18 protein-coding genes and 1 rRNA gene are annotated in these 17353 nt (G+C 69.2%); 3 read left to right on the top strand and 16 right to left on the bottom strand.

Annotation, left to right across the window (positions count from 1 at the left end; translation table 11 throughout):
• Positions 1-165 precede the first annotated feature (165 nt).
• Positions 166-282, top strand: a 5S ribosomal RNA gene (gene rrf, locus ACGFSB_RS25465).
• A gap of 112 nt (positions 283-394) precedes the next feature.
• Here rrf and ACGFSB_RS25470 read toward each other — a convergent pair.
• The 12 genes from ACGFSB_RS25470 to ACGFSB_RS25525 form a co-directional block, all read right to left on the bottom strand.
• A complete protein-coding gene (locus ACGFSB_RS25470) occupies positions 395-1066 on the bottom strand; it encodes a response regulator (protein ID WP_393403543.1) in 672 nt (223 codons plus the stop codon).
• Positions 1063-2382: a sensor histidine kinase gene (locus tag ACGFSB_RS25475; RefSeq protein WP_393403546.1), complete on the bottom strand. Its 1320-nt coding sequence runs from the start codon at positions 2380-2382 to the stop codon at positions 1063-1065. Before ACGFSB_RS25475 ends, ACGFSB_RS25470 begins: the two co-directional genes overlap by 4 nt.
• 25 nt (positions 2383-2407) lie before the next feature.
• Positions 2408-3229: an ABC transporter permease gene (locus ACGFSB_RS25480; protein WP_393403548.1), complete on the bottom strand. Its 822-nt coding sequence runs from the start codon at positions 3227-3229 to the stop codon at positions 2408-2410.
• Positions 3226-4161, bottom strand: a complete 936-nt coding sequence (locus tag ACGFSB_RS25485; protein WP_393403551.1) for an ATP-binding cassette domain-containing protein — start codon at positions 4159-4161, stop codon at positions 3226-3228. Before ACGFSB_RS25485 ends, ACGFSB_RS25480 begins: the two co-directional genes overlap by 4 nt.
• Positions 4162-4292: 131 nt before the next feature.
• Positions 4293-5888, bottom strand: coding sequence for a type VI secretion protein (locus ACGFSB_RS25490; protein WP_393403554.1), 1596 nt, complete (start codon positions 5886-5888; stop codon positions 4293-4295).
• Between the two features lie 3 nt (positions 5889-5891).
• The gene (locus ACGFSB_RS25495) at positions 5892-7337 is read right to left on the bottom strand and encodes an ATP-binding protein (RefSeq protein ID WP_393403557.1); all 1446 of its coding nucleotides are present in this window, start codon (positions 7335-7337) and stop codon (positions 5892-5894) included.
• Positions 7338-7354: 17 nt separating this feature from the next.
• Positions 7355-8914 carry an SCO6880 family protein gene (locus ACGFSB_RS25500; protein WP_393403560.1) on the bottom strand — a complete coding sequence of 520 codons (1560 nt, stop codon included), beginning with the start codon at positions 8912-8914 and terminating at the stop codon, positions 7355-7357.
• Positions 8911-10275 carry a hypothetical protein gene (locus tag ACGFSB_RS25505; RefSeq protein WP_393403562.1) on the bottom strand — a complete coding sequence of 455 codons (1365 nt, stop codon included), beginning with the start codon at positions 10273-10275 and terminating at the stop codon, positions 8911-8913. Before ACGFSB_RS25505 ends, ACGFSB_RS25500 begins: the two co-directional genes overlap by 4 nt.
• Positions 10265-11110: a hypothetical protein gene (locus ACGFSB_RS25510; protein ID WP_393403564.1), complete on the bottom strand. Its 846-nt coding sequence runs from the start codon at positions 11108-11110 to the stop codon at positions 10265-10267. The genes ACGFSB_RS25505 and ACGFSB_RS25510 overlap by 11 nt, the downstream gene beginning before the upstream one ends.
• Before the next feature lie 185 nt (positions 11111-11295).
• Positions 11296-11604 carry a hypothetical protein gene (locus ACGFSB_RS25515; protein ID WP_160505898.1) on the bottom strand — a complete coding sequence of 103 codons (309 nt, stop codon included), beginning with the start codon at positions 11602-11604 and terminating at the stop codon, positions 11296-11298.
• A gap of 262 nt (positions 11605-11866) precedes the next feature.
• On the bottom strand, positions 11867-13486 hold the full coding sequence (locus ACGFSB_RS25520; RefSeq protein WP_393403567.1) for a hypothetical protein: 1620 nt from the start codon (positions 13484-13486) through the stop codon (positions 11867-11869).
• A gap of 451 nt (positions 13487-13937) precedes the next feature.
• On the bottom strand, positions 13938-14159 hold the full coding sequence (locus ACGFSB_RS25525; protein WP_393403570.1) for a hypothetical protein: 222 nt from the start codon (positions 14157-14159) through the stop codon (positions 13938-13940).
• 94 nt (positions 14160-14253) lie between these two features.
• Here ACGFSB_RS25525 and ACGFSB_RS25530 point away from each other — a divergent pair, with 94 nt between their 5' ends.
• Both ACGFSB_RS25530 and ACGFSB_RS25535 read left to right on the top strand, forming a co-directional pair.
• Positions 14254-15033, top strand: coding sequence for a TetR/AcrR family transcriptional regulator (locus ACGFSB_RS25530; RefSeq protein WP_393403572.1), 780 nt, complete (start codon positions 14254-14256; stop codon positions 15031-15033).
• A gap of 133 nt (positions 15034-15166) precedes the next feature.
• Complete coding sequence (locus ACGFSB_RS25535; RefSeq protein ID WP_393403575.1) at positions 15167-15403, top strand: hypothetical protein; 237 nt, start codon at positions 15167-15169, stop codon at positions 15401-15403.
• An 18-nt stretch (positions 15404-15421) separates the two neighbouring features.
• Here ACGFSB_RS25535 and ACGFSB_RS25540 read toward each other — a convergent pair whose 3' ends face one another.
• The 4 genes from ACGFSB_RS25540 to ACGFSB_RS25555 form a co-directional block, all read right to left on the bottom strand.
• Complete coding sequence (locus tag ACGFSB_RS25540; RefSeq protein ID WP_393403577.1) at positions 15422-16129, bottom strand: DUF4232 domain-containing protein; 708 nt, start codon at positions 16127-16129, stop codon at positions 15422-15424.
• Positions 16130-16455: 326 nt separating this feature from the next.
• On the bottom strand, positions 16456-16701 hold the full coding sequence (locus tag ACGFSB_RS25545) for a DUF397 domain-containing protein (protein ID WP_393403580.1): 246 nt from the start codon (positions 16699-16701) through the stop codon (positions 16456-16458).
• Positions 16702-16980: 279 nt separating this feature from the next.
• A complete protein-coding gene (locus ACGFSB_RS25550) occupies positions 16981-17166 on the bottom strand; it encodes a DUF397 domain-containing protein (protein ID WP_393403583.1) in 186 nt (61 codons plus the stop codon).
• A complete protein-coding gene (locus tag ACGFSB_RS25555; protein ID WP_393403586.1) occupies positions 17159-17350 on the bottom strand; it encodes a DUF397 domain-containing protein in 192 nt (63 codons plus the stop codon). Before ACGFSB_RS25555 ends, ACGFSB_RS25550 begins: the two co-directional genes overlap by 8 nt.
• Positions 17351-17353 lie beyond the last annotated feature (3 nt).

A 17353-nucleotide genomic window follows, 5' to 3' on the forward strand; every position in this document is an offset into this window, starting at 1 on the left:
GGTTGATAGGCCAGATCTGGAAGCCCGGTAACGGGTGGAGGTGACTGGTACTAATAGGCCGAGGGCTTGTCCTCAGTTGCTCGCGTCCACTGTGTTGGTTCTGAAACCACGAACAACCCCGTATGTCGGGCCACGACTACGGTGCGGTTGACAGTTTCATAGTGTTTCGGTGGTCATAGCATGAGGGAAACGCCCGGTTACATTCCGAACCCGGAAGCTAAGCCTCATAGCGCCGATGGTACTGCAGGGGGGACCCTGTGGGAGAGTAGGACGCCGCCGAACTATTATTAACGGGAAACCCCCGCACCCTCTGGGTGCGGGGGTTTTCTGCGTTCAGGGGCATTCAGGGGGTTCAGTGGCATTCAGGGGCGATCAAGGGGAATTACTCCGGCCTCTACTCCGGCCTCACCAATTTCGCGTCGTACGCCAGAATCACCGCCTGCACCCGGTCCCTCGCCCCCGTCTTCGCGAGAATGCGGCCCACATGCGTTTTCACCGTCGACTCCGCGAGGTGCAGCCGCCCCGCGATCTCCGCATTCGTCCAGCCCTGTCCGATGACTGTCAGGATTTCGCGCTCCCGGTCCGTCAGCGAAGCCAGGCGCGGATCTCGGTATGGGTCGGTGTGCTCGCCGGAGTGGCTCGGCAGGTGGTCGGCGTACGCGTCGAGGAGGCGGCGGGTCAGGCTGGGGGCGACTACCGCGTCTCCTGTGGCGACCGCGCGGATGCCGGAGAGGAGTTCCTCCGGCAGGGCGTCCTTGATGAGGAAGCCGGAAGCTCCCGCACGCAGGCCCGCGTAGGCGTATTCGTCGAGGTCGAAGGTCGTGAGGATGAGGACCCTCGTGCGGTCGCCGGCGGCAACGATGCGGCGGGTGGCCTCGATGCCGTCGAGGCCCGGCATACGGATGTCCATCAGGGCGACGTCCGGGTGGAGTTCGGCGGTCATACGGACCGCCTCGCTGCCGTTGCCGGCCTCGCCCACCACCCTCATGTCGTCTTGGCTCTCCAGGAGCATACGGAACCCGAAGCGCTGCATCGGCTGGTCGTCGACGATGAGGACAGTGGTCACTCTGCGGAGTCCTTCGGGAGGGGGAGCGGGAGCGGGAGACGGAGTTCTACGCGCCAGCCGCCCGGCGGGTGCGGTAGTGGGCCTGTCTCAAGTGTCCCTCCGTAGAGGGCTGTTCGCTCGCGCATTCCCGTGAGGCCACGGCCGGTCGATCCGGCCGGGGTGCCGCCGACCCCCGTGTCCGTCACCGTCGCCAGCACCCCGTAGTCCCCGCCGCCTTCATCGCCGTACACGACCTCCACAGATGCCGTCGCCCCCGGGCCCCCGTGCTTGAGGGTGTTCGTGAGGGCCTCCTGCACCACCCGGTAGACCGCGAGCTGTCTGCCCGCCGGGAGGGAGTCCGCCCGGCCGCGCACCGTGCTGCGTACCGGAAGGCCCGCGGACCGTACGCCGTCGATGAGTTGGTCCAGGTCGGTCATGGCGGGCTGGGGAGCGAGCGCGGCGGCGGTCTCGGGAGCGTCCTCCCGCAGTACGTCCAGGAGTCGGCGCAGTTCCGTCAGGGCCTGGCGGCTTGTGGTGCCGATGGCGGTGAGGGCCTGGGCGGCGCGCTCCGGGGACTTGGCGGCGGCGTACGAACCGCCGTCGGCGAGGGTGGTGATGACCGAGAGATTATGGCCGATGATGTCGTGCATCTCGCGGGCTATGCGCGTGCGTTCGGCGTTGGTGGCGAGCTGTGCCTGCTGGTCGCGTTCGACTTCGAGCTGACGGGCGCGCTGCACCAGCGATGCCATGTACTCCTGGCGGGTGCGGACCGCGATGCCGAGCAGGGCGACGATCGCGAAGCTCATCAGGGTCGGGACGATCTGCTGGTCCCAACTGCCTTTCGGATAGCGGAGGCGGCCGACCACGACCGGCGCCAAGGTCAGGCCGTATGCGCAGGCCAGCGTCCGCAGTGGAAGCCGCATCGCGATGTTGAAGACGACGATGAGCAGGGTGAGCGATGCCTGGAGTACGGCGCCCGTCCAGTTGTTGGCCAGGGATGCCAGCAGCATGACGCCGTAGACCGCGAGCGGGTGGGTGCGGCGCCACAGGAGCGGCACCGTCACGGCGAGCGTGATCGCGTACAGGGCCCAGGCCGGGACGTCAGTGTTCTGGGCGATGTTCCGCCAGCCGTCGCCCATGAGGTCGATGAACGCGGCGAACACGAAGAACCCGGCCAGGTGGAGGTCCCAGGCCCACGGGTGCCGCCGGTCGAAGGAGCGCAGCCACTGGACGCCGCGCTCGACGTAGCGGGTCAGGGGCTGGGCGCCCGCGGACCAGTCGTGGTCATGGTCGGGGTCCGGGGCGCCTTTGTCCGAGGTCCTCAGGGCCGGGGTCACGGCTTCATCCTCGTACGAGCAACGCTCATACGTCGCGCCGCTTCAGCAGATACGCCGCCGCTGCCAGGGATGCCACCGCCCACGCGCACAGTGTCAGTAGGCCCGCACCGGGTGAGAAGTCACCGGACGCGGGATGCAGGGCCGCGAGGGACTCGGCGGCCGGGAGTGGGAAGTAGCTGAGGGCGTCCTGCACCGTGTCGTTCGGGATCATCGTGGCGAGCTGCGGCAGGAGGATCAGGCCGCCTACGTACGCTCCGATCGTCCCCGGAACGCTGCGCAGCGCCGAGCCGAGGCCGAGCACGATGACGCCGATGAGTGCGGTACCCGCGGCGGAGCCTGCCAGGGCGCGTGCGATGCCGGGGTCGCCGAGGGACGCCTCCAGGTCCGTGCCGCCGAGGAACAGTTCGGCCAGCGGGAACGCGAGGAAGTTGGTGGCGAGGAGCGTCCCGAGCGCGATTGTCCCGAACACGGCGGCCTTGGACCACAGCACCGGCAGCCTGCGCGGCACCGCGGCCATCGTGGCCCGCACCATGCCCGTCGAGTACTCGCCCGCGGTGATCAGGATGCCGAGGACCGCGATCGCGACCTGGCCGATCTGGGTGCCGAGCAGGGTGTAGGTGACCGGGTCGACCTCGTCGGCCGGGTCGGGTGTGTAGGTGGCTGCGAGGATCATGCCGAGGGCGATCGTGAAGATGCTTGCCAGGCCGAGCATGATCCAGGTGGAGCGGAGCGTCCACAGCTTGTGCCACTCGGAGCGGAGGATTCCGCGGGAGGTCAGGTGGTAGGGGGCGGTTGGGGTGGCTGTGGTGGAGGTGGTGGAGGTGGTGGTTGTCGTGGTGGTGCTCATGCGGCTGCTCCTTCCGGCACGGGGGCCGAGACCGTTGCGACGTACTCGACCGAGTCCCGCGTCAGGTCCATGAACGCCTGCTCCAATGACGCGGTGTGCGGGGTGAGTTCGAAGAGAGGGATTCCGTGCTGTGCCGCTGTGCGGCCGATGTGCTCGCCGTCCGTGCCGCGTACGTCGAGGACGCCCGACGTCTCGCTGGTGATCTGTACGCCGGGTGCTGCGAGCAGCTCGCCGAGCAGGCCCGCCTCGGGGGTGACGACCCTGACGGAGCCGGTGCCCGAATCGCGTACGAACGCCTCGACCGTCGTGTCCGCGAGGAGCCTGCCTCGGCCGATGATGATCAGGTGCTCGGCGGTCAGCGCCATCTCGCTCATGAGGTGCGAGGAGACGAGGACCGTACGGCCTTCCGCAGCAAGGGACTTGAGGAGGTTACGGATCCACAGGACGCCCTCGGGGTCGAGGCCGTTGACCGGCTCGTCGAGGATGACCGTGGCCGGGTCGCCGATGAGCGCGGCGGCGATGCCGAGCCGCTGGCCCATGCCGAGTGAGAAGCCCTTCACGCGCTTGCGGGCCACCTCGTGGATGCCTACGAGGTCCAGGACCTCGTCGACCCGGTGGCGTGGGATGCCGTGCGTGTGGGCCAGGGCCATCAGGTGGTGGAAGGCGGTGCGGCCCGGGTGGACGGACCGGGCCTCCAGCAGCGCGCCCACCTCGTGCAGGGGTGCGGTGTGCGCCGCGTACGTCCGGTCGCCGATGGTGGAGCGGCCTCGGGTCGGGGCGTCCAGGCCGAGGAGCATCCGCATGGTGGTGGACTTGCCCGCGCCGTTGGGGCCGAGGAAGCCGGTGACGGTGCCGGGGTGGACGGTGAAGGTCAGGTTGTCGACGACGGTCTTGTCGCCGTAGCGCTTGGTCAGTTCGTAGGCCCGAATCATGCTTCCGATGCTGGCGCTCGCGGGGGCGCGGGGCGTCGGACCTGGGGCGGGATGTGGGTGGGGGCGGGTAGTACCGGGGTAGGACGGGGACCCTGAGGGCCGGACCGTACCTAGCGGGCGCCGGACCGTGCCTAGCCCGGAAGTTCCGCGTGGGGCCAGCGGGTGCGGGCCTGTTCGCGGGAGCGGAGGAGGGCCAGGGTGGGGAGGCCGCGGTCCGCGCCGGTGGACAGGAGCTCCGGGAGCTGGGGCAGCGGCGCCACGGCGGCGACATCGTCGAGGACCAGTGTCATTGGTGGGTCGAGCCGGCCGGAGGATGACCGTTCGGCCATGCGCCGGCCGTGCTCGACCACGCTTGAGGCGAGCGCCGTGAGGAGGGGCATCGCGCCCGGCCCCTTGGGCGATTTGGGGTCCTCGATGGCTTCACCCACCACGAAAAGCGTGCCCCCTTCATTGATGAAGGAATCCAGGGTGAGCGAATCAGTTCGGTTTGGGGTGCAGGATTCTCGTACGTTCAGGGTGAAGAGGGCGGAGAGGGCGCGGGCCGTCAACTCTTGGGCGATGTCGCGCCGTTCCGGGTACGCGGTGAGGGCCGCCTCCAGTTCGCCCGCCGCGCCCGAGGTGGCCTTCTGGTGGGTACGGAGGATGCGGACGGCTTCCTGGACGCCGGTTCCTTGCGCCCAGCGGTGGACGTGCTTGATGGGGCGGCCGTCCACCGCTGCCGCGTGGAGGAAGCTGCGGAGGAGGGTTTCGGCGGTGTCGGCGACGCTGCTGTCCAGCTTGGCGCTGGGCCTTATGGCGGCCAGCAGGGCGGTGGCTCTTTGTGCGGCCACTGCCTTGTCCTCGCAGTTGGTGGTGGGGGACCAGTGCATTCTTGCGGGGGTGTCGCAGAGGTGGGAGGGGTCGTAGACCAGGACGGGGCCCAGCTTCGCTCGGGCGTCCTTGGTTTCCTCCCACAGGGTGGGGTCCGATGTGAGGACGAGGGCCGCGCTTTCCGCGTCGCGGATGGCCTGGATCGCGTGTTCGCGGCGGGTTTCGGCGGGGCCGAGTACCAAGGGGGTGCGGGGGGTTGGGACCGTGGCTTTCTCGGTGCTCGGGGTTTCTGTGCTGTGCCCCTCGGCGGGGCTGGCGCTCATTTCATCGGCGCCCGGCATCGTGGGCTGTGCCCACCCTCCCCCACTCTCAACTCCCTTCGAGCGGGGGGACCCCCATCGCCCTGCGGAACGATTGCCCACAGCGGGGGCAGCAGCGGGAGCCGTCTCGGCGGGAGCGGCCTCGACCGGAGCCGACTGCTCGAATGGCTCCTGTGCCGGAGCCACAGGCCCAGGCAACCGCCTCGCCCTGCGCACCGCGCGCCACCGCGTGACCGTGCCCATCACGAAGATCGTCAGTACCACCAGCACCATCAGCTGGCCGATCAGCAGGCCCCAGACCAGGCCGTAGCCCGTGAGCTGTGATGCCGGGGTCGTCGGCCACGCGCCCGCGATGTCGTGGGGTTGTTGGACCAGGTGCCGCATCGCCACCGGCGTATTGGCGAAGGTGACGTGCTGGGGCCAGGAGCCGTGGGAGAAGAAGCCCGCGAGGCCCGTGGACGACCAGAACAGGACCGTCAGGCCGAGGACGAAGGCCAGGCCGCCCACCAGGAGGCCGTCCGGGATGCCCCGTTCCCTCGACTCGCGGCGCCCACCCCGGTAGCGGTACTCGGAGGGCTCAGGCTCCCGGTATCCCATCCCTCACGCCACCCCGGAACGCGATGACGACGATGATGACGACGACGATGACGAGGGGTCGTTCATCTGTTGTTCCATGTACGCCGCCCGCTCCTCCGCCTCCAGCTCGGCCGCCCGCAGCGCGTCGTCGCCGAGGAGTTGGTCCGCCGACGATTCCGTCATGGCGCGGTCGGTGAAGACCAGGGGGCGTTCCGTCTCGGTGATCAGGTGTTTGACCACCTGGACGTTGCCGTTCACGTCCCACACCGCGATGCCGGGCGTGAGGGTGGGGATGATTTCCACCGCCCAGCGGGGCAGGCCGAGCACCCGGCCCGTAGCTCGCGCCTCGTCCGCCTTCTGGGCGTAGATCGTCCTCGTGGAGGCCATCTTCAGGATCGCGGCGGCTTCCTTCGCCGCCGCCCCGTCCACCACGTCGCTCAGGTGGTGGACCACGGCCACGAAGGAAAGCCCGAGCCGTCGGCCGAACTTCAGCAGGCGCTGGAAGAGCTGTGCCACGAAGGGGGAGTTGATGATGTGCCACGCCTCCTCCACCAGGAAGATGCGCTTCTTGCGGTCCGGGCGGATCCAGGTGTGTTCGAGCCAGACGCCCACGATCGCCATCAGGATCGGCATCGCGATCGAGTTGCGGTCGATGTGGGAGAGGTCGAAGACGATGAGCGGGGAGTCCAGGTCGATGCCGACCGTCGTCGGGCCGTCGAACATGCCCCGCAGGTCGCCGTCGACAAGACGGTCCAGGACGAGCGCGACGTCCAGACCCCATGCCCGTACGTCATCTATGGCGACGTTCATGGCCTCGGCGGACTCCGGCTCCGGGTGCCTGAGCTGCTCGACGATGTCGGTCAGGACCGGCTGGCGCTCCACGATCGTCTCGTTCACGTACGCGTGGGCGACCTTGAGCGCGAAGCCCGAGCGCTCGTCGAGGCCGTGCCCCATCGCGACCTCGATGATGGTGCGGAGCAGCGCCAGCTGACCGGTCGTCGTGATGGCCGGGTCGAGAGGATTGAGGCGGATGCCCATGTCCAGGGCGGCTGTCGGGTCGAGGCGGATGGGGGTGATGCCCAGTTCCTCGGCGATGAGGTTCCATTCGCCGACGCCGTCCTCGCCCTGTGCGTCAAGGACGACCACCTGCCGGTCCTTGAAGCGCAACTGCCGTAGTACGTACGTCTTCTCGAGCGCCGACTTGCCGTTGCCCGACTCGCCGAGCACCAGCCAGTGCGGGGCCGGGAGCTGCTGCCCGTACAGCTGGAAGGGGTCGTAGATGTAGCCCTTGCCGGAGTACACCTCGCGCCCGATGATCACGCCCGAGTCGCCGAGGCCGGGTGCGGCGGTCGGCAGATAGACCGCCTGAGCCTGCCCCGTCGACGTACGTACCGGGAGTCTGGTCGTCTCCACCTTTCCGAACAGGAAGGACGTGAAGGCGTCCGTGAGGATGGTCAGCGGATCCCGCATCTTCGCAGCCCTCGCCTCTAGCGTCGGATGCCGGTCGCGAACGGCAGCGTATTGACGAAGGCCCTGTGGTGCTCGCGGTCGCACCACTCCAGCTTCAGATACGACTTCCCGGCCGAGGCCCGGATGGTGCGCTTGTCGCGTGCGAGGGCTTCGGGGGAGCGGGACGAGACGGTGATGTAGCCGACCAGATTGACTCCGGCCGCGCCGCTCGCCAGGTCCTCGCCGCGTTGGTCGAGGCGGGAGTTGGACGCGATGTCGCGGGGGTCGACGGTGCGGTTCATCTTGGCCTGGCGGCTGGCTTCCGCCTCGTCGTTCGTCTTCTCCGTCAGCATCCGCTCGATGGCGACCTCGGTGGGTTCGAGGTCCATGGTCACCGCGACCGTGCGGATCACGTCCGGGGTGTGGACGAGCAGCGGGGCGAGGAAGTTGACGCCGACCGGCGTCATCGGCCACTCCTTGACCCAGGCCGTGGCGTGGCACCAGGGGGCGCGGGTGGAGGATTCGCGGGTCTTGGCCTGGAGGTAGGTGGGCTCCATGGCGTCGAGCTCGGCGGGCCAGGCGTTGCGCTTCGTCATGGCCTGGATGTGGTCGATGGGGTGGTCGGGGTCGTACATGGAGTGCACGAGGGAGGAGAGCCGTCCCTGGCCGAGTGGCTGGCGTACGCGGATGTCGGCTTCCTGGAGCCGCGAGCAGATGTCGGTCAGCTCGCGCGCCATGACGACCGCGAGACCGGCGTCCTTGTCGAGCTTCCGGCCGCCGAGCGGGCGGCTGGCGCGGGCCATCGCCTGGGCCTCGGCGGCCAGATCGCGGGAGTAGTGCATACAGGCGATCAGATACGCGCGGTGCTGCTCGCTGCTGGTGGAGACCATCGACTGGAGCTGTTCGTACGACTGCTGTAGCCAGGGCAGTGCGCGGTCGTCGCCTCGTATGCCGACGTCCTTGGCGTGGGCGTCCGGGTCGGCGGGGAGGGTGCGCGCGAGCATCTGAAGGCGCGTCACGAAGCCGTCGCCGTTGGCGACATGCTTGAGCAGCGTGCCGAACCGGTCGACCAGGGTCTCTTGGTCCTCGGAGTCACGAAGGCCTACGCCGGGGCCCTCGATCTCGATGGCGGCGGTGACCGTACGCCGGTCGGCGTGCAGCAGTACGGCGATCTCATCCGGTCCGAAGGGCGCGGCCAGCCAGTTGATGCGGCCGATGCCGGGCGGTGGGCCGACCTCGACCTCCTTGCCGTCGAAGCGGACGCCCGCCTCGGGGACGGTGGAGCGGTAGGCGGTGCCGCGCTTCAGGGAGCGCTTGTAGCTGCGGTTGATCTCGAACCACTTGAAGAACGTGCGGCCCTTGTAGGGGACGTAGACCGCGGCGATCGCCAGCATCGGGAAGCCCGTGAGCAGCACGATGCGCAGGGAGAGGACAGGGACGAGGAGTCCGCACATCATCCCGAGGAAGGCCCCCGCGATGATCAGCGCGATCTCGCCGGTCTCCCGGTTCTTGCCGACGATGGCGTTCGGCCGTGCGCGGCCGATCAGATATGTGCGGCGGGGCGCGATCGGTTGCGACACGTGGGACTGAGTCGTCAACGCCCTTCACCTCCCGTGCGGTTGCTACTGCCTGTGGAGCCATTTCCTGTGCCTGTGCCTGTGCCGCGGTTGCGCGCGTGAGGGGTACTTGTCGCGCTGTTGCGTGCGGGGGGCGCGGCGGATCCGCCGCCTCCGCCTCCGCTGGCGCCGCCTCCGCCGGAGCTGGGGCGGCTGCTGTGGGCGGCTACGCCGCCGCTGACGGGGTTGGAAGGCCGCGCCTGGTTGTTGCCGCCTCCTCCTCCGCCGCCTCCACGTGAGCTGTGGGTCTTGATGCCCTGGGAGACGAGGGACGCGGGGGAGGTGATGACGGCGGCGGCGCGGTTCTGGGCGCCCTGGGAGATGCGGTTGTTCCTGGAGTTGGCGATCTCGTCGCCGAAGCCGGGGACGAAGCGGTAGATCATGGCGCTCGCGAAGATGGCGAGCAGGATGATCGAGAGTCCGGAGACGACCGCCGAGAAGGAGTCGGGCCCGTCATCGGCGGAGAGCGCGCCGGCGAGGCCGAGCACGATCACGATGATGGGTTTGACGAGGATCACCGCGATCATGATCCCGGCCCAGCGGCGGACGTGCGTCCACAGGTTCTTGTCGACGAGGCCCGCATACACGACGGTGCCGAGCAGTGCGCCTACGTAGAGCAGGGCGGCCCTGATGACGAGCTCCAGCCACAGCACGCCGGCCGCGAGGATCGAGACGAGCGAGACGACGATCAGCATGATCGGCCCGCCGCCGATGTCCTCGCCCTTCTTCAGTGCCCCTGAGAACGTCCCGAAGAACGTGTCCGTCTGACCGCCCGTCGCTTTCGCGATGACGTCCGTGACGCCGTCGGTCGCCGAGACGACCGTATAGAGGATCAGCGGCGTGAACGCGGAGGCGAGGACCGTCAGCCAGAGGAACCCGATGGCTTCGGAGAGCGCGGTGGTGAGGGGGACGCCGCGCACTGCGCGTTTGGCGACGGCGAGAAGCCAGAGGAGCAGGGTCAGGATGGTCGACGCGGCGAAGACGACCGCGTACTGCTTGAGGAAGTTGGCGTTGGTGAAGTCGACCTCGGCGGTCTCCTTGACGGCGGTGGAGAGCTTGTCGACGGTCCAGGAGGCGGCCTCCGCGCAGCCCTTTGCCAGGGAGGAGAGGGGGTCGAGGGTGGAGTTGAGGGGGTCGTCTGTGGGGTATTTGCCACCTCCTCCACCTCCGCTGCCGCTGTCGTTGCCTTTTTCGCAGTACTCCTTGGCGGGGCCGACGATGAGGTCGCACTTGTCGTCGTCCGGTTCGGGCACAGCGTAGGCACGCGAGGCGAGCAGGATCGCAGCGGACTGCACGGCCGCAGCCGTGGCCGTGAGCTTCAGGGCACGTCGGCTACCGGGCATACGTGAACCCTCCGTACTCCTGGACGGCCTTGGCGATCTCGTCGGCCGTGGAGACCTTGTTGTCGCCGTTCACGGGGGACGGGCCGTCCTTCGAGGAGTACCGCTCGACCTTCCAGTCCCCGCCGGACCACCGCAGCTTGAACGTCATGGTGAACCAGTCGTTGCTGACGGGGTTCGTCGTTTTCTGCCCGGCCGTACCGAAGGCGCCCGTGCACCACACCTGCACGGTCGCCGCGTTGCCCGCGTACGCCGTGGTCTTGGTGCCGACGGGCACGGTGCGGGATACGTAGGTCTCGCCGGGCGCGGAGTTGCCGTTCGCGTCCAGGCCGACCTTGTCCAGGAACTCCTTGGAGTACGTCTTGGCGAAATCCCGCTCAAGCTCGTCCACCTTGTTGGGGAGGAAGACCTGACGCACGATCTCGGTCCTGCGGGCGGGCTTGAGGATGTCGGCCGAGACCAGCGCCACCGCGTAGTTGGACGCGGCGCTCTGTACGCCCTGCTCACTCTTCGCGAACCCCGAAGCAATCCCCGACGTCTTGCCGTCGACAGGCTTCTCCCCCGTGGGCGCGGTAGGAGCCGCCCCCGCCTTCTTGCCGTCCCCGTCTCCGCCCCCGCCTCCGGAGGAATCGTCGCCGCTCCGGTTCGCGAACGCGATAGCGGCGATGAGCAGTACGACCACACCCACCACCGTCACGAGGCTCCGTGACGAAGAACGGCTGGATCTGCGCGCTCCCCCGTACACACCCTGGCCGCCCCCCTCGCCCTCCGGGAGCCGCGTCCGGGTCTCGCCCGAGCCGCCGAAGCGGCCGTCGTTCCGCTCGTCGTCGGGACTCATGACGTGTACGCCCCCTCAACCTCTCGGTGAACCGCCACGTACGACGGTAGCCGTGCTGGTTCCCGCGCGGGCGCGGTGTGGTGACTCGACATCAGGGAGCAGCAACCTCTGCCGGTGGGCACGACGGATGGGTGGGTCGAAGGGGGACAGGGGGTGGGGGAAGGGGACGTGGGAGGGCTCCGGGACTAGACCGCCATGCCGTACACGATGGTGAAGACCGTGCCGAGCGACCCGATGATGAAGACGCCGGTCAGGCCCGCGATGATCAGGCCCTTGCCCTGCTCGGCGCTGAAGGTGTCGCGCAGCGCCGTCGCGCCGATGCGCTGCTTCGCCGCGCCCCAGATGGCAATGCCGAGACAGAGGAGGATGGCGATCGCCATCACGACCTCGATCATCACCCGTGCCTCGTTGCCCAGGCTCCCGAAGGGGCCCCAGTCGGGGGCGATCCCGCCGATGATGGTGGTGATGTCGCCCTTTTCGGCTGCCATAAGCATGTGTAACTCACCGCCCCTAGTGGGTTGTTCTGTCACCTCTGCCTACCGCAGTGCAGAGGACAGCTCATTCTCGCCGACAAACGGGCCAGTGCATGTCGACTTGGCGTCATTCGTTGGCTGAAACGTATGGTCACTCTGTGTATCACGGTGAGTGACGCCGGGCAATGAGGGCCCGGCGAGCCCTCTGACCAGGTCTCATGACGAGAGGTCATGAACTCCTCTCATTGTGACCTGGTTAGGTGACTGAGTCTCACATGCCCCGTCAGGTAAGCCCGTCGAGGCCGTCAAGGTCTCCGAGGCCGCCGCCCGTCACGACGTAGGAGCAGTCGGTGTAGCGGTAGCCGGGCTGCACCTTGCTGCCCTCGGCGTTGTTGCGGACGCTTCCCGCGCCGCTGCTCGAGCCGCGCTTGTAGAGGAAGTGGTAGTCGCCGGGAGGCAGCTGGAGGGTCCGCTTCGGGTAGCCCTTGCCAGCGAGGCAGGCCTTCTTGCCCTTGGCCTTGCTGGCGTACGTCTTGCAGTTGCCACATGACGTGAGCTTGAGGCTGCCGGTGGTGGGGCCGGTGTAGAGGACTTCGAGGGGGCCGGGGCCGCCGTTCTCGACGATGTAAGTGAGTTTCGCGCCGCCCGGTGACTTGGTGGGCGGCAGGCTGCGGCCCGCCGCCGGGCGGGTGGCGGCGATCTCGGCGGCGATGGCGATCTGCTTGGCACGGTCGCGCTTGCCGTTGCTCTTGTAGGTCCCGGCGAAGCCGTTGAGCGTCTTGGCGGCTTCCCCGAACTTCCCGTCCTTGAACTCGTCCACACCGCAGGCGTACATCCCGGACTCCACCGCACCGGCGGCGTCGCCGGAGAGGCTGCCGCCCGCGTCGCCGGGGAGGGCTTTGGCGGTGGAGCCGATGCTGCGGAGTTCTTCGGTGGCGCGGCAGGGTTCGGCGCCCTTCAGGTCCGATGAGCGGGAGTCGATGGCTTCGCGGATGGCGGGCTCGACCTTCCCGGCCTGGTCGGAGTCGGGGAAGGTGCGGAGGAGTTCGCCGAATTCGCCACCGCCGGACCCGCCACCGCCGGACCCGCCACCGCCGGTTGCCTTCGCGGTGCCGAGTCCCTGGCTGCCGCACTCGTAGAGGGAGCTGGCCAGGCGGTCGTCGGGCCAGGTGGCGAGGGTGCCGAGGCGGTCCTTGCCGAGGGAGTCGGGGAGGGTGCGGAGGTATTTGAGGGGCTCGAGGGCGTCGCAGTACTTGCGCTCGTCGTAGGGGGCGGCGACGGACTTGTAGTACGCGGCGAGGCTGTCCGGGACGCGCTTGGCGGCCTTCGATCCGGCGTGGTCGTCGCCGAGGTCGCGGTAGACGGCGAGGGCGGAGCGGTAGTCGTCCTTGGCGGCTTCGAAGGTGCGTCCTTCGGCGGCCGTGACGATCTTGTCGGCCTTGTCGAGCCGGTCGAGCAGCATCTCCTCGACGGCTTCGTCGCGCGCGGCGTCGTACGCGATGACGCCTCCGGCGGGGACGGCGAGCAGGACGAGCCCGAGCCCGACGGCGAGGGGTGCGCGGAGCGGCCAGTTCTGGTGCGTACGGAGCGCGCGGCGGGCCCCGTCGGCCGCCGCGAGGGCGAGGAAGGCGACGAACCCGACGACTACGCCGCCGGGGACGCCGTCGACTTCGGCGGGCAACGCCACGAAGAGCAGCGCGGCGGTCGCGGCCCAGCAGAGGGCGGCCAGGAGCCAACGCCTCAGGAGGACGTAGCCGAGGCCGAGGCCGGTGAGGTTGAGGAGGGCGGCGGAGAGGGCGCGCAGGGCGTCGGGGGCGGCGGGTGCGGGTGCGGGCGCCTGGGGCGGGCCGATGGTGGGCGGGGCGGTGGGAGGCGGTGGGAGGGGCGGGGGTGGCGGTGCCATGGGTGTCATCGGTGCCATGGGTGCCATCGGGGGCGGTGGTCCGAACTGGCCTCCGTGGGGCGCCTGGGCCGGGGGAGTGGGTGGGCCTGCGCCCGGGGCTTCACTCGGGGCTTCACCCGGAGCAGCGCCCGGCATCGGACTCTGCTCCCCGCTCGGCTCCTGGCTCGGCTCCGGGCTGTGGCTCTCGCCTTCCGGGACCGGAGCGGTGCCGTCGGGCGTGCTGTCACGGGGGCCGGCAGCCTCATCGCTGGGCCCCTGGCCAGGCACCGCGTCGTTTGGTTCGGCTCCTTGGCCGGCCCCGTGGTCGGTTCCGTGGTCGGCTCCGGCGGCGTGCTCGTCACCAGGTTGCATGTTCGGCTCCCCCCAGCCGTCACAACGCAGCGCGTAGATTTGCGCCCAATTCCCCTACGTTCGGCGAAAGTTGGACAACCGTCAAGCGCTTGTGCAGGCCTCAGTCGCGGCGCCCGAGCGCCTTCGCCTGGGTGTGGGACCAGCCCGTCAGGAGTACGCCGACGGCGAGCGGCATGGCGTAGGCGATCAGATGAACCGCGAAGCCGCCGGGGAGCGGGCCGAGGAGGCCGGTGTAGTCGTGGTCGATGAGCAGTCGGATGACGCCTTGCGCGGAGAAACACATCAGGACTGCGCCGAGGATTTGCAGGATGTCGTACTTCACGTTACGAACGTATCAGCGGAGATTGCGAATGTCCTTATAAACAAGGCGCATTATCCCAATTACGTCACACATTCCAGGTTCTATAATGGGAATCATGCGTGACGAAAAGAAGGCGGCCCGCTGCACGGTCTGCCGTGCCGGAATCAGCGTTGCGGGCAAGCGCGGCCGCCCCTCCCTCTACTGCTCCCGCAGCTGCCAGGCGAGGGCGTACCGGCAGCGGAAACGGCCCCCGGTCCCGGCGCCCGAGCGCCCCGCGCCCGCCTCCGACGCCCGGTCACGCAGGCGCCGCCAGATCGCCGGTGCGGTGTGGCGCATCGCCGCCGAGCGGGGCCTGGAGGCTGCCAGCATGAGGGAGATCGCGATCGAGGCGGGGGTGTCGCTGCGCGTGGTCCAGTACCACTTCGGCAGCAAGCACGAGCTTCTTGTCGCGGCCCTGCACCTGCTCCACCGCGAGAACGAACGCCTCGCGAGGACCCGCGTCCACTTCGACCCCGAGAACCTGCGCGGCGTACTCAGCGCGATGCTCGACGAGTTCCTGCCGCTCGACGCCCAACGGGCCATGGCTTTGCGGGTGTTCTCCGCGTACTACGCCCGCAGCCTCACCGACCCCGCGATCGCGGCGGTCTTCCTGAGCGACGACCACCCCCTGGAGGAGCTGGTCGCCGGTTTCATCGCCACGGCCCAGGTGGGCGGGCAGACGGCTCCCGGCCTGGACGCCCAACGCGAGGCCGACCTCCTGGTGGCGGCGGCGGTCGGGCTCGGAGGGGACGTACTGCACGAGCGCCGCACCCTGGACGACGTACGGCGCACGCTCGACTATCACCTGGCCAAAATCTTCACCCCGCGAGCTCAAGCAGAGGGTTCTCTGAGCTGAGCTGAGCTGACGTCGACGTTGTTCTCGGCGAACTCGGGTTGGGCTCGTGTGCTGGCAACTGGCCGGCAGGCGACGGGACATGACGTCGTACTGGGATCGCGCTCGCCCAAGGAGCGGGCCGCTGCGGAGTTGCTTGAGGCATGGCTCAGTACGCGTTTCCCGAGACGCCCGTCGCGATGATGATGCCGTAAAGCGGACGACGCGGCAGCTCCTGACCGGCCTGGGACGGCCGGATGCCTCCCAGCTGGACCTGGGAGGCATCGGGACCGCACGCGGTCAGGAGTACTTCGCGCTGCTGTTCATGGGGGTTGCGGAGGCGATCGGGTCGTACGGGTTCGGCATCAAGGTGGTGCGACCGCGGGCCAAGTAGGACCGGGGGCGGGCTGGATCAGCCGGCCGGGGAGTCGCTGACGCGCGTCACCGGGCTGATCTCCAGCTTGCCCCCGCTCTCGCCGTCGGAGACCGGGAGCGTGCCCGCGGGCCAGTCGAGCGTGACGTGCTTGGTCTCGTTCGGGGGCGTCACGACGAGCTTGGTGATGCGTACGCCGGAGCCGCCGGTGTTGTTGACCGGGAACGTGATGTTGAAGGCGGCGGACCCGCCCTCCTTGAGGATTCCCGGGATGGCCTTTTCGCCGTTGCGCGCCACGGAGACGTTGTCGCCCATGGACGAGGTCAGGTCGACGCCCGCGTAGCCGTTGATGGCGCAGGCACGGCCGCCGCCGTTCTTGAACTCGACCGTGACGACGCCCTCCGTCTTGCCGGTCGTGTTGTCGGCCGCGTTCACCTCGAGCTCGTCGGTACGGCAGATGCCGACCTTCTCGTCGGGGGCGTTGGTGCCGCCGCCGGTAGCGTCGTCGGGCTTCTGGGTGGCCTCGTCTCCACCGGAGGTGTCGCCGCTGCCGCTGCCGCCGCCCGTGGTGCTGTCGCCCTTGCTGTCGTCGCTTCCCTGGTCCGCGTCCCCCGAGTCGGTGGGGGCGGTGGTCGACGTGTCCGCCGAGGTGTCCGCCGACGCGTTGTCGTCCCCGTTGCACGCGGTGAGCGAGAGTGCGGCGACGAGGCCGATGACGGTGGCGGCGGCCTTGCGACGGTGGTTCATGCGGATGTGCTTCATGGGAGTCCCCCGGGGAGCGGATGCGTGTACTGGGCGGCGATACCTATTTGTAGCGTGCAATCAGTTACGAGGTGTCGGCCGTGGTGTCCGTGTTCTGTCACGGTCGACGCCGTCGCCCTGGTGCTGACCACAGCGAACCTGAGGGCTCTGTCCGGGGGCAAGGGAGATCGGATCATGCGGGACGCTGGGACGGTATAACCGTTCTGACCTGTGGGTATGTGGGTCGCCTGGGACGGCGGTGTGGGATGTGGATGCGGGTGTGGATGCGGATACGGGTGCCGTCAGCCGGTACCTTCGACGCCTTCGACGTCCTAGACGCCCTCGATGCCCTCGACGAAGTGGTCGAACTCGCCTGCTTGTACGCCGAGTACGAACGCGTCCCATTTCTTCCGGGTCGTCGTGACCACGTTCTCGGGGTCGCTGGTCTCCCGGAGGTACACGGCGTCCTCCGGGCCGTACGCGATCTCGATCCAGGGGCCGGGGCCTTCCTCGCCCTCGGGGGCGGCGCGGATCCAGTCGAGGTCGGTGGGGATCTCGGGGGCGGGCGTGTCGGCCATGGTGAGGGTCCTTTCTTGTGGGGGTGGGGGCGTGCGGGGGGTGGGCCCTGCGGGGCTTTCCCCCATCCCGCCCCTTCCCGAGAGGGGGGGGGGGGCCCCCCCCCCCCCCCGCGGGGGGGGCGCCCGGGGGGGGGGGGGGGGGGGGGGGGGGGGGGGGGGGGGGGGGGGGGGGGGGGCCGGGGGGGGGGGGGGGGGGGGGGGGGGGGGGGGGGGCCCCTGCGGGGCTTTCCCCCATCCCGCCCCTTCCCGAGACTGGGGCTCCGCCCCAGACCCCGGTCCTCAGGCGCCGGACGGGCTGAGGGTGCGGAGCAGGGCTGCGAAGGCGGAGGGGTGGGTGGTGAGTGTTGCCCCGGTGGGGTCGGCGGACTCGGTTAGGCGGACCGCGCCGCTGGGGCCCGGGGCGACGTGGAGGCAGGCGTCGCCTTCCTGGCAGCGGGACGACTTCTGCCATGTGCCGTCAGGCATGGCGGGTCTCCTTTGCAGTGCGGAGTAGGGCGGCGAAGGCTGTGGGTGTGGCGGTGAGTATCGCCCGGGTGGGGTCGGCGCTTTCGGTCAGATGGACTGCGGTTCCGGTGGGGCTTGCGGCGATGTGTACGCAGGAGTTGCCCTGGGCGCAGTAGGACGACTTCTGCCAGGTGAGCTCGGGCATCTT

It is taken from the genome of Streptomyces sp. NPDC048441, assembly GCF_043200235.1.
GTDB lineage: Bacteria > Actinomycetota > Actinomycetes > Streptomycetales > Streptomycetaceae > Streptomyces.

What these genes read in the sequence shown, in the direction of transcription:
- ACGFSB_RS25530 (WP_393403572.1), top strand. Translation starts at nt 14,254, where the DNA reads ATGCGTGACGAAAAGAAGGCGGCCCGCTGCACGGTCTGCCGTGCCGGA.
- ACGFSB_RS25495 (WP_393403557.1), bottom strand. Translation starts at nt 7,337, where the DNA reads ATGCGGGATCCGCTGACCATCCTCACGGACGCCTTCACGTCCTTCCTG.
- ACGFSB_RS25490 (WP_393403554.1), bottom strand. Translation starts at nt 5,888, where the DNA reads ATGGGATACCGGGAGCCTGAGCCCTCCGAGTACCGCTACCGGGGTGGG.
- ACGFSB_RS25515 (WP_160505898.1), bottom strand. Translation starts at nt 11,604, where the DNA reads ATGCTTATGGCAGCCGAAAAGGGCGACATCACCACCATCATCGGCGGG.
- ACGFSB_RS25545 (WP_393403580.1), bottom strand. Translation starts at nt 16,701, where the DNA reads ATGGCCGACACGCCCGCCCCCGAGATCCCCACCGACCTCGACTGGATC.
- ACGFSB_RS25550 (WP_393403583.1), bottom strand. Translation starts at nt 17,166, where the DNA reads ATGCCTGACGGCACATGGCAGAAGTCGTCCCGCTGCCAGGAAGGCGAC.
- ACGFSB_RS25510 (WP_393403564.1), bottom strand. Translation starts at nt 11,110, where the DNA reads ATGAGTCCCGACGACGAGCGGAACGACGGCCGCTTCGGCGGCTCGGGC.
- ACGFSB_RS25505 (WP_393403562.1), bottom strand. Translation starts at nt 10,275, where the DNA reads ATGCCCGGTAGCCGACGTGCCCTGAAGCTCACGGCCACGGCTGCGGCC.
- ACGFSB_RS25540 (WP_393403577.1), bottom strand. Translation starts at nt 16,129, where the DNA reads ATGAACCACCGTCGCAAGGCCGCCGCCACCGTCATCGGCCTCGTCGCC.
- ACGFSB_RS25555 (WP_393403586.1), bottom strand. Translation starts at nt 17,350, where the DNA reads ATGCCCGAGCTCACCTGGCAGAAGTCGTCCTACTGCGCCCAGGGCAAC.
- ACGFSB_RS25480 (WP_393403548.1), bottom strand. Translation starts at nt 3,229, where the DNA reads ATGAGCACCACCACGACAACCACCACCTCCACCACCTCCACCACAGCC.
- ACGFSB_RS25485 (WP_393403551.1), bottom strand. Translation starts at nt 4,161, where the DNA reads ATGATTCGGGCCTACGAACTGACCAAGCGCTACGGCGACAAGACCGTC.
- ACGFSB_RS25520 (WP_393403567.1), bottom strand. Translation starts at nt 13,486, where the DNA reads ATGGCACCGCCACCCCCGCCCCTCCCACCGCCTCCCACCGCCCCGCCC.